Origin of the sequence: Ruegeria jejuensis, from assembly GCF_041537905.1 — a bacterium.
Classification (GTDB): domain Bacteria; phylum Pseudomonadota; class Alphaproteobacteria; order Rhodobacterales; family Rhodobacteraceae; genus Ruegeria_C.
In genome coordinates this window covers 296,829-312,364 of the sequence record NZ_JBGRUO010000004.1, presented here as the reverse complement: position 1 = coordinate 312,364, position 15,536 = coordinate 296,829, and the positions used below count along the sequence as shown (strand labels likewise).

Sequence of the window (15,536 nt, the reverse complement as noted above, 5' to 3'; positions counted from 1 at the left end):
GCTCTTTGGAAAGTAAGGCTGAAGCCGCGCCATCTGCTCATCGGTCAGCCAGAATAGATTGCTCATGTTATACCCCTGAAACTCACGGGCATGAATCACGCAGGCGGGATGACGGCAACAAAATTAATAGGTCCAGAACCTAGTGACGGGTGAGATCAGCGCCGCTAACGGTCTCAGTCTCAGGGGATTCGGCTTGTACCGCAGACGGCCAATCTCTTACACTTGAAGAACAGGATGTGACGGGCCGCGATCAAGTTGATGCGCTCAACTACCAAAAATAGCATTTCTTTGAGGGGCGCTCGAGCGAATGGAAGCTGCGGAAAGAACAATAAGCAAGATTCTCACAGAACAAATACGCTATGAAATCCCCCCGTACCAACGACCATACTCATGGGAGAAAGGAAACGTCGAACAGCTTCTAGAGGATGTGTGGGATGCTTTTGAAGCCGATGACGAAGAATATTTCATCGGGTCCCTCATTACAATCGAGCGAAGCAAGGATGAGCTTTATGATGTCGTCGATGGACAGCAGCGGCTGACTACACTTAACCTGATTTTCGCACGCTTAAGAGATGCGGTTAGTGAGCCGGCAAAATCGACGCTTGGGAAACGGGTCTTACCCAAGAACGAACTAACCGGCGAAGAAGAGACGCCGCGCCTCACGCTCCGACAAAAAGATCAGAGCTTTTTCCGCCGCCACGTTTTGGCCAGTGAGGAAATCACCGGCGCGATATCGCGCGAGATTCAAAATAAACAGGATGCACCAAAAATAAGGCTCACTGAGAACCTTGGCGTCATCGACCATTTTTTGGCTCAGCGAGATGAGAAGTCTCTAAAGCTGTTTGCGAATTACCTTCTGACGAAGGTGTACGTGGTGTTTGTCACAACAGCATCATGGCAGTCGGCATACCGGCTGTTTAACGTTTTGAACGCGCGCGGAATGCCGCTGTCGAACGCAGACTTGATCAAAAACATGCTATTTGCGCGTATGGGCGGTGCATCGTCAAAAAGCGAAGAGCTTGACGAACAGTGGCTACAACTTGAGGAAGCGATTGGCATCGAACGACTAGATCAGTTTCTGGCACACCATCGATCATCGGTTACAGCGATCAAAGCTCGGAAAACCCTCCATGAGGAGTACAAACCGCTTATTGAGGCAAGTGGCAGCCCGTTCAGTTTCTTGGATGGCATAACCACATCTGCTCGGAATTATCTCCGCATCCAGCAAAACGGTTTTGAGGATGTCGCCGCGCGACGATCGTTGCGTTCCCTCCATCGCGTTGCGTTCGAGGAATGGGTGCCACCGTTGCTCGCCTATCTTAACAATCCAGTTGAAGGCATATCGGAAGCCGAATTCATCGATCTACTTGAGAAAGTCACCTACCAGAACTGGATCAGGCGGCTTGCGTTTACCGCTCGTCTTACAGCCTATTTCCAGCTGATTACAGCAATACGTTCGGGAAAGTCGGCCGATGAAATTAGGTCAATATTTCGGCAAAACGCGCAGAATGAAGAGTTTCGTTCACTGCTCAATGGTGAAGTTTATGGGAAGCCTTTTGCGCAGGCTGTTCTCCTTCGGCTGGAGGAAGCAGATCAAGATGAATCTGTCACGAAAGACTATGGCGGAAAAATAACTATTGAGCATGTGCTCCCTCAGGCCCTGAAAGAAGATTACTGGCGCGAGCGGTTTACGGATGATGCTCATCGTCAATGGTTGCACCGCCTCGGGAACCTTGCCCTTCTTGCTGGCATCAAGAATTACAAAGCCCAGTACTTCAGCTTCGACCGTAAAAAGAAAATCTATTCGGAAAGAAACAATAAGGTGTCATTTGATACCACTAAGCTCATCCTGGAGCAGGATGACTGGCGTCCAGAATTTATAGAATTTCGGCAAGCTAAAATGGTTGAAGCTGCCGCAGATATTTGGACGATTGCATGAACGAGAAAGCCGCCAAAATTCAAAGGGATCGGTCTTCCTTGGGTGTTAATGAAGTCAAATCCGCCCTTTGGGACGGAGCCAACACTCTGCGGGGCTCGGCAGTCGATCGGACCGATTGGAAGGGCTATATCCTGCCGCTCCTGTTCTTCAAACGCATTTCCGATGTTTGGGATGAAGAGACTGCCGAAGCGCAGGAGATCTATGGCGAGGCGGATCCTTCGCTGTTCCCCGAGATCCACCGTTTCGTCGTTCCCGAAGGTTGTCATTGGAATGATGTTCGCGAAACCGCGACGAACGTTGGTGCCGCGCTTCACCGCGCCATGCAGGAGATCGAGCGGGCCAACCCAGACACGCTCTTCCGCGTTTTCGGGACCGCAGACTGGGGTAATAAGGAGAAGTTTTCGGACGAACTGCTCAAGGATCTGATCGAAGGTTTCTCGGACATTGGGCTCGGCAATCAGGCGGTCAGCACTGATGTCCTCGGGGACGCCTACGAATACCTGATCGGCAAGTTCGCCGACGTCACCCGGCGCAACAAAGCAGGCGAGTTCTACACACCGCGCAGCGTCGTGCGGATGATGGTCGAGATCCTCGATCCGCAAGAAGGCGAGAGCATCTATGACCCCACGTGCGGTACCGGCGGCATGCTGCTTGGCGCAATCGAGCACGTCATGCGTAAGGGCGGCGACCCGCGGATGTTCTATGGCAAGATCTATGGCCAGGAGAAAAACCTCACCACCTCCGCCATTGCGCGCATGAACCTGGTCCTGCACGGGATCGAGGACTTCCAGATCGCGCGCGAGGACACGCTGCGCAGCCCCGCTTTCACCGACTCGAGCACGAGCGGCATCGCCACATTCGACTGCGTCATTGCAAACCCGCCGTTCTCGCTGAAGGAATGGGGGCGCGAACTGTGGGAGGCCGATCCGTGGGGCCGTACCCAATACGGCATCCCGCCCGAGAGCTACGGGGACTATGCTTTCGTCCAGCACATGATCTCGTCGATGGCGCCGACCGGGAACAGCCGGATGGCCGTCGTCCTGCCTCAGGGCGCCCTGTTCCGGAAGTCGGCCGAGGGGACGATCCGTCAGGCGCTCCTCGAAAACGACATGATCGAGGCCGTGATCGGCCTGGCTCCGAACCTGTTCTACGGCACCCAGCTCGCGGGCTGCGTGGTCGTGCTCCGGCGCAAGAAGCCCGCCGAGCGTAAGAACAAGGTCCTGATCATCGACGCGTCCAGCCTGTTCCGCAAAGGCCGGGCGCAGAACTTCCTCGATCAGGATCACAGCGACCAGATCGTCGCCTGGTATCGCGCCTTCGAGGATGTCGAAGATCGCGCCAAGGTCGCCACCATCGACGAGATCAAGAAGGAAGGCTGGACGCTCAACATCTCCCGCTACGTTCTGCCGCCCATCGGCGAGGATATCCCACCGCTGCCCGAGGCTGTCGAAGCCTTCAAGACGGCGCTTGCAGATGCGCGCGCGGCCGAGGATCACCTGCGCAAGGTCCTGACCGAGGGAGGCTGGCTGCAATGACCGAACACCTCTCCCAGCGCGAGCTCGAAAGCTATCTCTGGGGCGCGGCGACGCTGCTCCGGGGCCTCGTCGATGCCAGCGACTATAAGCAGTACATCTTCCCGCTGATGTTCTTTAAACGCCTCTCCGACGTCTGGGACGAAGATTACCAGGAGGCGCTCGACGAGACCGGCGACGAGGGTTACGCGACCGCCACCGCCAACGACCGCTTCGTCATTCCCGAGGGCGCACATTGGAACGAAGTGCGCAGCGCGCCAAAGGACGTGGGGCGGGCCATGCTTTCGGCCTTCCTCGCCATCGAGGCCGCCAACCCGGAACGGTTGCAAGGCGTCTTCGGCAACGCCAACTGGACCGACAAGGGCCAGATGCCAGACGCCACGCTCAAGAACCTGATCGAACACTTCTCGAAACAGGACCTAACGCTCGCCGCCGTGCCGGAGGACGAGCTCGGTAACGGCTACGAATACCTCATCAAGAAGTTCGCTGACGACAGCGGCCACACCGCGCAGGAATTCTACACCAACCGCACGCTGGTCCACCTGATGGCGCAGATGCTGGAACCGCAGTCGGGCGAAAGCATCTATGACCCGACCTGCGGCACCGGTGGCATGCTGATCTCTTGCCTTGCCGAAGCCAAGCGGCGCTGCGGCGACACGCGCACCATGGGCCTTTACGGGCAGGAGCTTATCACCATCACCGCCGCCATCGCCCGGATGAATCTCGTCATCCACGGTGTGTCGGACTTCCAGATTTCCAGCGGCAACACGCTGGCCGCCCCCGCCTTTGCGCAAGGCGACGCGCTACGCACCTTCGACGTAGTCCTCGCCAATCCGCCGTACTCCATCAAGAAATGGAACCGCGGCGCGTGGGAAAAGGATGTCTGGGGGCGCAACTTCCTCGGCACCCCGCCGCAGGGGCGCGCAGACTACGCCTTCTTCCAGCATATCCTGAAAGCCATGAACCCCGAGACCGGGCGCTGCGCGGTCCTGTTCCCGCATGGCGTGCTCTTCCGCAACGAAGAGGCCGAGATGCGGCGCAAGCTGATCGAGGCCGATCTGGTGGAGTGCGTGCTCGGGCTCGGGCCGGGGCTGTTCTACAACTCACCGATGGAGGCCTGCGTCATCATCTGCCGCAGCAGCAAACCGGCCGAACGGCGGGGACGCATCCTGTTCATCGACGCGGTGGCAGAGATCGCGCGCGAGCGGGCGCAGAGCTTCCTGCGCGACGCGCATCAGGACCGCATCTTTGCGGCCTATCAAGCGTTCGCGGACGCGCCCGGCTTTGCCGCAGTGGTCAGCAATGCCGATGTGCTGGCGGCGGAGGGGAACATGTCCATCGCCCGCTATGTGAAAAAGCCCAAGGCGGAAGTCGCCGGGGAGGATGCTGTTTCGCTGGCTTTGGCCTGGGGTAATTTCGATGCCGAGGGGCGGGAGTTCTGGACCGGCATGGATGGGCTGGTCGATATGCTTGACGGACGCGAACCGGCGGAGGATACCGATGCTTGAGCGCCCTTCTAAACTCGTCTCTTACCGCTTCGATCAGCTAGCGGACCAGATCAACAAGCGGGTCATGCCTGATGAAACTGACGTGGAGCGTTATGTCGGGCTGGAACACCTTGATCCTGACAGCCTGCGCATCCGGCGTTGGGGCGACACCAGCGAGGTTGAGTCCACCAAGCTGCTGTTCCAGCCGGGCGACATCATCTTCGGCAAGCGTCGGGTCTATCAGCGCAAGGTGGCGGTGGCGGATTTCGAGGGGATCTGCTCGGCACACGCCATGGTGCTGCGGGCTAAGCCAGAGACCGTGCTGCCGGAGTTTCTGCCCTTCTTCATGCAAAGTGATCTGTTCATGGAGCGAGCGCTCAGCATTTCGGTCGGCTCGCTGTCTCCCACCATTAACTGGAAGGCTTTGGCTAAAGAGGAGTTCCTTCTGCCGCCAATTCAGGAACAGGCAAGATTGGTAGAGGCAAGCGTGGCGATTGAAGCCACAATTGATGGCTACCGGAATAGCCTCGATTCACTAGACGCTCTCCGGATCTCATTCTTAAACGATCATTTCATGCCGCGTCTTGATGCCGGGTTACCACTAAAGAGCGTGGTCGACCTGCGATCCGGTGGCACCCCTTCCCGTTCCAAAGAGAACTATTGGGGCGGCAACTTGCCTTGGGCGAGCGGCAAGGATCTGAAGGTACGCCAACTGTCGGATACTGAAGAGCACCTTAGCGACGAGGGTTGGAAAGCAGCGAAGATTGCTCCTGCACAGGCATCTCTAATTGTCGTTCGCGGGATGATCTTGGCGCACACGTTCCCTGTCTCAGTTTGCCAAGTACCGATGGCGTTTAATCAGGACCTGAGAGCGCTAGTAGCGAGCCCGAAGATTCGCCCCGAGTACCTAACCGCATGGGCGGAATGGATGGGGCCATGGTTTTTGTCTCGCACTGCGGAGTCGAGCCATGGAACCAAACGATTAGAAGCCAAAACCATTGAGCAAGCTGCTATCCCTGTAGAAGATCACACCGTTCAGGACCAGCTAATTGCGCAGCACAATCAGATACTTCAAGAGATTCAATCAACAGAGATTCGACTGAATGAAGTCGCGGCTCTCAAAAAGAAATTCATTGAGGGCGTTGTGGGGTATCCATGACATTCAACGAATCCAACACCGTCGAAGCCTTCGTCTGCGCCCGCCTTGCCGGGCTCTTTGACGCCACCAACGTCCGTCCACTGGGTTTGATCTAGTGTCCTCTCGCCCTGTAATCCCGGCCGATATCCAGAGAGAACTCATGGTAGAGTGTGGCCACCGCTGCTGCGCGTGTGGGGAGCATGTGTCGCTCGAAAAGGCGCACATAGTCCCTTGGGCAGAAACGCAGGATCATTCGTTTGAAAACCTGATCGTGCTCTGCAGCCTTTGTCACAAAAAGTCCCATGATGAAGGCTGGGACAAGAAAACGATGCAGCTTTATAAGGCCAAGCCTTGGGTAGCGCGATACCGGGGTGTGCCCGATAAGGTCGGGCCAAAGCAGGTGCTGTCGTTGAAGTTGGACATGACGACCGACGCTTTCGAGACCGAGAAAGAACGCGTGCTTGCCGCTGTGTCGGCGGTGCTAGATGCGTGCCCCAAGGACGTTGTTGTCGTCTCCGTGGAGCAAGGCAGTGTGATTTTGACAATTTCTGTCCCGGAAGACGCTGCACAACGATTGCTATTGTCGCCGAAAGCCCATGAGCGATTGCGTGTTCTTTTGAATCCAATCAGACTGATTAGTGTTTCTGCAAATGGTGATGTACCTTCGAATTTCGAGGGAAATATTAGACCGATGAGCAATTTTAACGAGGCGAATACTGTGGAGGCGTTCATTCGGGATCGCCTTGCTGGGAGCGATGGACCTGCCTTGGCCGAGCATGGTCTCGCGCGTCATGGAAGCCGTTTCTCTGGCCTCGGTTGGCATTTCGTCGGCCCTGCCGACCTGCCGCGGCAGACGCAGGAAGCGCTGGTCGAGCCCTATCTGCGCGACGCCTTGATCCGCCTGAACCCGGACATCGCCGCCAACCCGTCCCGCGTGGACGACGTGCTCTACCGCCTGCGCGCCATCGTCATGAGCGCGCGCTCGGACGGGCTGGTGAAGGCCAACGAGGAGTTCGCCGCCTGGATGCTCGGCGAACGCTCCATGCCCTTCGGCGCCGACGGACAGCATGTCACCATCCGCCTGATCGACTTCGACGACATCGAGCAGAACAGCTTCGTCGTCACCCAGCAATTCACCTTCCGCGCCGGCAAGACCGAAAAGCGCGCCGATCTGGTGCTGCTGGTCAACGGCCTGCCGCTCGTCCTGATCGAGGCCAAGACGCCGGTCCGCTCCAGCCAAAGCTGGCTCGACGCCGCGCTCCAGGTCCATGACGATTACGAGAAGAACGTGCCAGAGCTCTTCGTGCCGAACGTCTTCTCGGTCGCCACCGAGGGGAAGGAATACCGCTACGGCTCTGTCCGCATGCCCGTCGATCTCTGGGGCCCGTGGCGGACGGATGAAGATGCGATGCAATCGATGGGCGAGGTCGAAAAGGCCGTCACCGACATGCTGCGCCCCGCGATGGTGCTGGACCTGCTCGCCAACTTCACCGCCTTCGCCACGCAGAAGGGCAAGCAGCACATCAAGATCATCGCCCGCTACCAACAGGTCGAGGGCGTCAACAAGATCGTCGAGCGCGTCGTCGCGGGCCAGGTGCGCAAGGGTCTGATCTGGCACTTTCAGGGCTCCGGCAAGTCACTGTTGATGCTGTTCGCCTCAAAGAAGTTGCGTCTGCACCCGGCGCTGAAGAACCCGACCGTACTGGTGGTGGTCGACCGCATCGACCTCGACAGCCAGATCGCTGGCACCTTCTATGCCGCAGACATGGCCAACCTGGTGCGGACCGACAGCCGCAAGGAACTGGCCGATCTGCTGGCCAAGGACGTGCGCAAGGTCGTCATCACCACGATCCACAAGTTCGCCGAGGCGGACGGCGTGCTGAACGACCGCGACAACATCATCGTCATGGTCGACGAAGCGCACCGCACGCAGGAAGGCGACTTGGGGCGCAAGATGCGTGAGGCGCTGCCGAACGCGTTCCTGTTCGGCTTGACGGGGACGCCCATCAACCGCGCCAATCGCAATACGTTCTATGCGTTTGGTTCGGAGATCGACGAGAACGGCTACATGAGCCGCTACGGGCTCAACGACTCGATCCGTGACGGCGCGACAAAGGAGCTGCATTTCGAGCCACGGCTTGTGGACCTGCACATCGACCAGCAGGCGATCGAGGCGGCCTATGCGGAACTGACCGAGGGTCTGACGGACGAGGACAGGGACAAGCTCGGCCGCGCCGCCGCGAAGATGTCGATCCTGGTGAAGGCGCCAGAACGTATCAGCGCAATCTGCGCCGACATTGCGCAACACTTTCAAGCGAAGGTCCAGCCGAACGGGTTTGGCGCTCAAGTGGTCACCTTCGACCGGGAAAGCTGCGTTCTGTACAAAAAGGAACTCGACAAGCACCTGCCGCCTGAAACGTCAGACATCGTCATGTCGGTCAACAGCGGCGAGGATGAGTATGCCGCCTACCGGCGCGACCGGGATGCCGAAGAGAAGCTGCTGGACCGGTTCCGTGACCCGAAGGACCCACTGAAGATCATCATCGTGACGTCAAAGCTGCTGACCGGCTTCGATGCCCCAATCCTGCAGACGATGTACCTGGACAAGCCGCTGCGCGACCACACGCTGCTCCAGGCGATCTGCCGAACGAACCGTCCCTATGGAGTGCAGAAGACCCACGGGCTTATAGTCGATTATCTCGGGATCTTCGACGACGTCGCCCAGGCGCTGAAGTTCGACGAGAAGGGCGTTCAGAAGGCCGTGTCCAACATCGCCGAACTGGCCGCGATGCTGCCGTCCGCGATCCAGAAGTGCCTGGAGTACTTCGCCGGTGTCGACCGGGCCCTCACCGGCTACGAGGGCTTGATCGCCGCGCAGGACTGCCTGCCGAACGATGGGCGCCGAGACGCCTTCGCGTCGGATTTCAGTGTGCTGAGCCGCATCTGGGAAGCGCTATCTCCGGACCCGGTCCTGACGCCCCACGAGAAGGACTATCGCTGGCTCGCGCAGGTCTACGAGTCGCTCAAGCCGTCTACGGGCACTGGGCGGCTGCTCTGGCACCGTCTGGGCGCGAAGACGATTGAGCTGATCCACGAAAATGTTCATGTCGATGCCGTACGGGATGACCTCGACACTCTGGTGATGGACGCAGAACTGTTGGAGGCGGTTCTCGGCAACCCGGACCCTGATAAGAAAGCGAAGGAAATCTCCGTCAAGCTGACGGGCCGGTTGCGCAAACACACCGGCAATCCTCATTACAAGGCGTTGGCCGAGCGTCTTGAGGATCTAAAGAACCGCCACCAGCAGGGGCTGTTGCTCAGCATCGATTTTCTGAAAGAGCTGCTCGAACTCGCAAAAGACGTTGTGAAGATGGAGCGTGAGACGCCCGTCGACGAAGACATTGACCGCGGCAAAGCTGCTCTCACCGAGCTCTTCGAGGACGCAAAGAGTGGCGAAACGCCGATCATGGTCAAACGCGTCGTGGACGACATCGACGAGATCGTCCGTGCAGTGCGTTTCGATGGCTGGCAGACCACCCATGCTGGCGAACGGGAGGTGAAGAAGGCGCTTCGGCAGACCCTGTTCAAATACAAGCTCCACCAACACGCTGAACTGTTCGAGCGGGCCTACGGCTACATCCGAGAGTACTACTGAACATGAAAGAACTGTTAGAGAATGCGGTTCTGTCCATCGAACTTGGCGTCGAGGATTTTGAGGCCGACGATGAGCGCCGCTTGCTTTCCGCAATCCGAAACCTCTACGCGGGCGTTCTTTTGCTCTGCAAGCAGGTACTCTGGAATGAGTCCCCCGCGGGATCGGAAGGGGCCTTGATCTATAAGGATTTGGTGCCGGAGAAGCAGGCCGACGGTACTGTGCTTATGAAGCCTAAGAAGGCACACCGCAATACTGTCGATCGACGCCTCATCGAAGAGCGGTTCAAGAGCCTCGATCTCGAACTCGACTGGGATCGGCTTACGAAGTTGGCGAACATCCGCAACGACGCCGAGCACCTTTTCCTTAAGGCGACACCTACCGTTGCGCGCGAGGTGCTGGCCTCCGCGATGCCCCTAATTGAGCGGCTGATGGTCGAGCATCTGGAAGAGGAGCCACTGGAGGTATTTGAAGATACGGTTTGGCAGAAGCTTCTAGAAAACAGAGAGATATTTGACACGCAACAGGCCCGGTGCCGCGACACGTTCAAAACCGTGGCGTGGAGCGGTGAGATATTCACACGTGCTTTGCCATTTCTCAGGTGTCCACATTGTTCGTCGCCGCTGGTCCGGTGTGTTGAGACTGAGAACATGGCGTTCGATAATCTCTGGATTGAGTGTGCTGAATGCGGTGAGGAGATCGACCGAAAACCTTTGTTTGAAAAAGCCTTTGGCGATGTGAACGATCAAGAGGCCTACTCTGTCGCGAAAGATGGCGGAATGCCTTCGGTCACGACTTGTCCGATCTGCGACCGAGAGTCTTGGAGTCGCTGGGATCGCAAATGCGTCTTTTGCAACGAGGACCGGTTGATCTGCGATCTATGCGAAACCGAGTGTGATCCGGAAGACTACAACACCCTTGATGGCCTTTGTTCCTCATGTTCATGGGGAATGCAGAAAGCGATGCGCGATGACTGAAGCGGCCTGGTTTCCACCGATATAGTTGACCAGTGCTGGTTCGATCTGTGTTCCATCTTTAGAGCACGACCGCCGTCGAAGTGTTCAAGGCGCGGCCCGCGAAAAGCAATTCGGACCAATGGCTTACAATCAATTCACCAAATCGGCGTAGTCATGAGGTCCGGAGAATATGGGCACTGAGAGACCGCTTCCGGGCTTCCTGCCGCTAGGGCCAGTGCTCAGCCCTTCACGCATGACCCCCGAATACAACGAGAAAATCCGGCCGCAGCCGGATTTTGAGAACGCTTTCGCGAGGGCAAGTGGCGGTGCGGGTGGGATTCGAACGTCCGGTTTCGCGTGAGGCTCTCAGTCTGTTTGCACCCGTAGCGAAAGTCTCCTTCCCGCCCGACCTTCAGAACAGCAGAGCTAGGGGACGTCGTCCCCCCGCGCCCGCAATACAATTAGACAGGGCCGTGTCCTCGGCGAACGCCTGTGGGCCGCACCACCCTGTCGAATTGTTTTGCACTTGCTACCCCCAACCCTCGCCGGGAGCAGATTTTGGAGACGAACGCCCTGAAGGGCTTCGCTCAAAACCAGTTTTTATGGGGAAACATGCTCAACGCAACCATTTGGCAGAAGGCAAAGCTATGCGGCGCAAAGGAAAAGTTCTGTCGCAAAAGGCAAAACTATTTGTCGCCACATAAGAAGAAAGTGGCGGACCGAGGAGGATTCGAACCCCCGACCCCTTGATTCGTAGTCAAGTACTCTATCCAGCTGAGCTATCGGTCCACTTGGTGACGCGCTATCTAGACCCAGTACTCAGTGGGCGCAACCCCAATTCCACGAATTTTCCTTCAAAAGGTTCCGTCGCCGCGGGGCAGGTGAATTTCGAAGCTTGTCCCCGTCTCATCCGTCTTTTTCAAACACAACTCACCGCCATGGCCGCGCACCAGTTCAGCTGCAATCGCCAACCCAAGCCCCGACCCTCCCTTGCGCATGCCGCCCTGAAACGGGGTGAACAGATGTTCCCGCGCTTTAGGAGGCAATCCTGGTCCGCTATCGTGGATCTCGACACGCCAGTTCTGATCGGTTTCTCTGGCCGACACGCGGATTTCGCCGGGTTTGCCGGTGGCGACGATGGCCTGGCGGGCATTGCGCACGAGGTTCATGATGACACGAAACAACTGCTCGGGATCGGCCCGGACCAGCAGGCCTTCGGGAATGTCCATGCTGAAACCGATGCAGTTATCGGAGACTGCCAAGGTTTCGCTGGCAATCACGTCGGCAACAACCTCTTGTAGGTCGACCATGGTTAGCGTGGGCGCGGGTTCTTCGGCCCGGCCAAAGGCCAGCGTGCTTTCACACAGAGATACCGCGCGCGTGATCGAGTTGACCAGTTTCGGCGCCATGCGCCGGACCAACGGGTCATCGCTGGCTTCGATGCGGTCGGTGAACAGCTGCGCGCTGGTCAGGATGTTGCGCAGGTCATGGCTGACCTTGGCCACTGCTCCGCCCAGCTGTGCCAACCGCTCGCGCTGCTTCAAGGCATGGGTTAGCTGGGTCTGCAGCATCAACAGCGCATCTTCGGCCTCGCGCAACTCGGTCACCGAGGCGTTGGGGCTGATGATGCCGCGCGCATCCTCTGGCGCGCTGGCATAGCGCTGCATATAGCCCACCACACTGCGGATCGGACGCACCAGTAGCGCGCGCACCGCAAGAAACAGCAGCGAGGCCGTGATGATCGAGATGAAAAGCGACAGCGCCAGAATGCGCAGGCCATAGTCGACCATCGCCATGCGCAGCGGCTCGGTTTCCATGGTGATCTCGATCAGCAACCCGGCATCGCGCACCGGTTCGCCAATCACGCGGATGATCTGGTTGTCCCGATCGCCCAGACGCAGCATGGCGTCGCGGATCAACACCCAAGCGCTGGCCATGCGCAAATCATAGGTCTCGGCAATTTGGTCGGGGATCGGAGAGGACAGCATCAACTGCCGCATCTCGTCGCGGCGCAGCACTACGTTAAAAACACCGGCATTTTCCAGAAGCTCGGCCTCAAGATCTTCGGCCAGCATGTCGTCCGCCAGCAATGCCAGCGAGGCGATCTGCGCGCGCTCCAGACGATTGAGCAGGAAATCCTCGCGGAATCGGGCGATCGACGGCACGAAGATCAGCACTTCGGCCAGCATGACAAACACTGTTGTCAGGATCAGAAATCTGCCTGAAAGCGAGTTCAGCATGTCACCTTTCCGGTCAGGGGATCCATTTCTGGACGAATCCGACCACCCGTTTCACTGTCTGGTTCTCAAACAGCCTTGGCGAGAAATAGGCCCCTGCAGCGCGCTTGTTGACCTCTCCGATGGTCGGATAGGGCGACACCATTGCTGCGACCTGACTCATCTTCAGGTTATTGGCCAGAGCGAGCGACCACAAGTTGATCAATTCCCCGGCCTGGTGACCCACGATCGTCACACCCACGGGGCGGCCCTTGACCACCATCACCTTGATAAAACCGGTGGTTTTCCGCTCGGCAATGGCGCGGTCATTGTGGTGATAGTCAAAGCGCACGACCTCAAGGCGGGTGCTGTATTGCGTCCGCGCCTGCATCTCGGTCAATCCGACCTGCGCCAGTTCCGGGTCGGTATAGGTGGCCCAGGGGATATGGCCCGTCTTTGCCTTTGACGGCAGGCCGAACAGGGCCGAGCGGATGATCACCCCCGCCTGATACCCGGCCACATGGGTGAATTGCAGCCCGCCTGCGACGTCACCAATGGCATAGACCTTTTTGTTGGTGGTGCGCAGGCTGTCATCCACCTTGATGCCAGTGCGCGTGACCTCGATCCCGGCTGCTTCAAGGTTCAGCCGGTCGGTATTGGACTTGCGGCCAACCGCCAGCAGCAGATGGGTGCCAACAAAGCTGCGCCCATCCTGCGTGGAAACGGTGATCGCACCCGCCTGCCCCGCGATCTCGGACACCAAGGCATCTTCGGCGATCTCGACCCCTTCGCCGCGCAGTGCGTCCAACACAACTGCTGCTGCCTCGGGGTCGTCCTTGCCCAGCGCCCTCATCCCTTCGATCACGGTGACCTTGCAGCCGAGCCGCACATGCGCCTGGGCCATTTCCAAGCCAATCGGGCCACCCCCGATGATCACCAGATGTTCAGGCTTTTCGCGCAGCTCAAAGAGGGTTTCGTTGGTTTCATAGGGAACCTTGTCCAGTCCCGGTATTGGTGGCACCAGCGGAGAGGAGCCGGTGGCAATCACCACCCGGCGGGCCGAGATCACCTGATCGCCCGCCTGCACCTCGGTCGGTGAGATGAACATGCCATATTCACGGATCACCCGCACACCAAAGCCTTCGAAGCGTTCCTGGCTGTCCATCGGGGTGATCTGGGCGATCACGTCATGCACGTGATCCTTGGCAGCGGCATAGTCGACCTGCGGGGCGACATCGGCCACGCCAAAGCGTGCGCCGTGAGCCTGGCCATAGGCCTGCTTGGCGCTTGCAAGCAGCGCCTTGGAGGGCACGCAGCCGAAATTCAGGCAATCGCCGCCCATCTTGTGCCCCTCCAGCAGGGTCACATCCGCCCCCATCTGGCTGGCCCCGGCCGCGACCGACAAGCCGCCGGACCCGGCCCCGATGACCAGGATATCCGTCTTGATAGTGGTCATGGCTCAGATCTCTTTCTTGCCGCGCAAGGCGCGAATGGCGATGGGCAACGCGGCCAGCACACAGAGGCCCAGAATCGGGCCAATGATAAAGGGTTCCCACAGCAGCGACAGATCCGGTGTCTCGCCCCGGTCGAACACGCCGCCCAGACCAACGCCGATCCAGGTGAACACGATTGCGCCCGGAATGATGCCCAGCGCCGTGGTCATCACAAAGCTCCGCAGCTTCACGCCAACCAACGCTGGGACCAGATTGGCCACAAAAAACGGCACCGCAGGCACCAGTCGCAGCAGGAACAGCACCGAAATCTCGTTCTCGCGCAGGCCGTCACGCAGCTTTTTGATCGTCCCTTCCGAGGAATCGAGCTTGGCTGTCAATGTGGCCCCCAGCCCCCAGCGCGCGGCCAGAAAGATCGCCGTGGCTCCGATGGTGGCCGACACGACGTTCAGCCCGGTGCCCATGCCCAGACCAAACAGGAACCCGCCCGTCATCGAGGCCACCGCCGCACCGGGCAGCGAGAACGCCACAATCAGCACGTAGAGACCGACAAAAGCGGCGGCCATGGTCAGATAGTTGCCATCGCGAAAGGCCAGCAGGACCTCTCGATTGTCGCGCAGGGCTTCAAAACTCAGGTAATCGCCCAGAGTCACGGCCCCAATGGCGGCGACGCTGAGGATGACCAATAAGGGAATGTGCCGTGCCAGCCCGCGGCGCGGCATGTCTGATGTGTCACTCATGGCTTTCAGCTTTTTGTCGGATTTCATGTTGCCCCCAACATGCGCCGCTTGGGCGGTCAGAAACAGATGCTTCACAACGCGTTGAAGTTTTGCCCGCCAAATGTGAGATAACGCCACGTATTGAGCCCGGATTGAAACCTTTCCCGCCGGATCGGGGCCATTTTGTTGCAAAAGACGCTTTCGAGGGTTTGACTTACCCGGGAAGGGGCCGTAAAGGACGGGCTTCGAATAACAGACCGGGAGGCGATTCCGCGCCGCGCCCGACCGCAAGAGATTGGAGACGGAGCGATGAAACGCACCTATCAGCCTTCGAACCTGGTTCGCAAACGCCGCCACGGGTTCCGCGCGCGCATGGCCACCAAGGCCGGCCGCAAAATCCTGAATGCCCGCCGCGCCCGCGGCCGCAAGTCGCTGAGCGCGTAAGG

Annotated in this window: 10 protein-coding genes and 1 tRNA gene; 7 read left to right on the top strand and 4 right to left on the bottom strand. The window is 58.7% G+C overall.

The features are described 5' to 3' along the window. Positions 1-307: 307 nt before the first annotated feature. From AB1E34_RS07480 to AB1E34_RS07455, 6 genes are all read left to right on the top strand, one after another. On the top strand, positions 308-1,939 hold the full coding sequence (locus AB1E34_RS07480; RefSeq protein ID WP_372571709.1) for a DUF262 domain-containing protein: 1,632 nt from the start codon (positions 308-310) through the stop codon (positions 1,937-1,939). After that, positions 1,936-3,474 (top strand): type I restriction-modification system subunit M, encoded by a 1,539-nt coding sequence (locus AB1E34_RS07475; protein WP_372571708.1) that lies wholly within the window; start codon positions 1,936-1,938, stop codon positions 3,472-3,474. Before AB1E34_RS07480 ends, AB1E34_RS07475 begins: the two co-directional genes overlap by 4 nt. After that, positions 3,471-4,979 (top strand): type I restriction-modification system subunit M, encoded by a 1,509-nt coding sequence (locus tag AB1E34_RS07470; RefSeq protein ID WP_372571707.1) that lies wholly within the window; start codon positions 3,471-3,473, stop codon positions 4,977-4,979. Before AB1E34_RS07475 ends, AB1E34_RS07470 begins: the two co-directional genes overlap by 4 nt. After that, the gene (locus AB1E34_RS07465; RefSeq protein ID WP_372571706.1) at positions 4,972-6,117 is read left to right on the top strand and encodes a restriction endonuclease subunit S; all 1,146 of its coding nucleotides are present in this window, start codon (positions 4,972-4,974) and stop codon (positions 6,115-6,117) included. Before AB1E34_RS07470 ends, AB1E34_RS07465 begins: the two co-directional genes overlap by 8 nt. A gap of 139 nt (positions 6,118-6,256) precedes the next feature. After that, a complete protein-coding gene (locus tag AB1E34_RS07460) occupies positions 6,257-9,751 on the top strand; it encodes an HsdR family type I site-specific deoxyribonuclease (RefSeq protein WP_372571705.1) in 3,495 nt (1,164 codons plus the stop codon). 2 nt (positions 9,752-9,753) lie between these two features. After that, entirely contained in the window at positions 9,754-10,725 is a 972-nt protein-coding gene (locus tag AB1E34_RS07455; protein ID WP_372571704.1) for a hypothetical protein, read from the top strand. Between the two features lie 691 nt (positions 10,726-11,416). On the opposite strand, the gene AB1E34_RS07450 is transcribed toward AB1E34_RS07455, so the two are convergent. The 4 genes from AB1E34_RS07450 to AB1E34_RS07435 form a co-directional block, all read right to left on the bottom strand. Beyond that, positions 11,417-11,493, bottom strand: a tRNA-Arg gene (locus AB1E34_RS07450). Between the two features lie 65 nt (positions 11,494-11,558). Beyond that, positions 11,559-12,944: a sensor histidine kinase gene (locus tag AB1E34_RS07445; protein ID WP_372571703.1), complete on the bottom strand. Its 1,386-nt coding sequence runs from the start codon at positions 12,942-12,944 to the stop codon at positions 11,559-11,561. Between the two features lie 13 nt (positions 12,945-12,957). Then, the gene (locus AB1E34_RS07440) at positions 12,958-14,376 is read right to left on the bottom strand and encodes a dihydrolipoyl dehydrogenase family protein (RefSeq protein ID WP_372571702.1); all 1,419 of its coding nucleotides are present in this window, start codon (positions 14,374-14,376) and stop codon (positions 12,958-12,960) included. A 3-nt stretch (positions 14,377-14,379) separates the two neighbouring features. Next, complete coding sequence (locus tag AB1E34_RS07435; protein WP_372571714.1) at positions 14,380-15,111, bottom strand: TVP38/TMEM64 family protein; 732 nt, start codon at positions 15,109-15,111, stop codon at positions 14,380-14,382. A gap of 288 nt (positions 15,112-15,399) precedes the next feature. On the opposite strand from AB1E34_RS07435, the gene rpmH reads away from it, so the two are divergent. After that, positions 15,400-15,534 (top strand): 50S ribosomal protein L34, encoded by a 135-nt coding sequence (gene rpmH, locus AB1E34_RS07430; RefSeq protein WP_005980833.1) that lies wholly within the window; start codon positions 15,400-15,402, stop codon positions 15,532-15,534. The last annotated feature ends 2 nt before the right edge of the window (positions 15,535-15,536 follow it).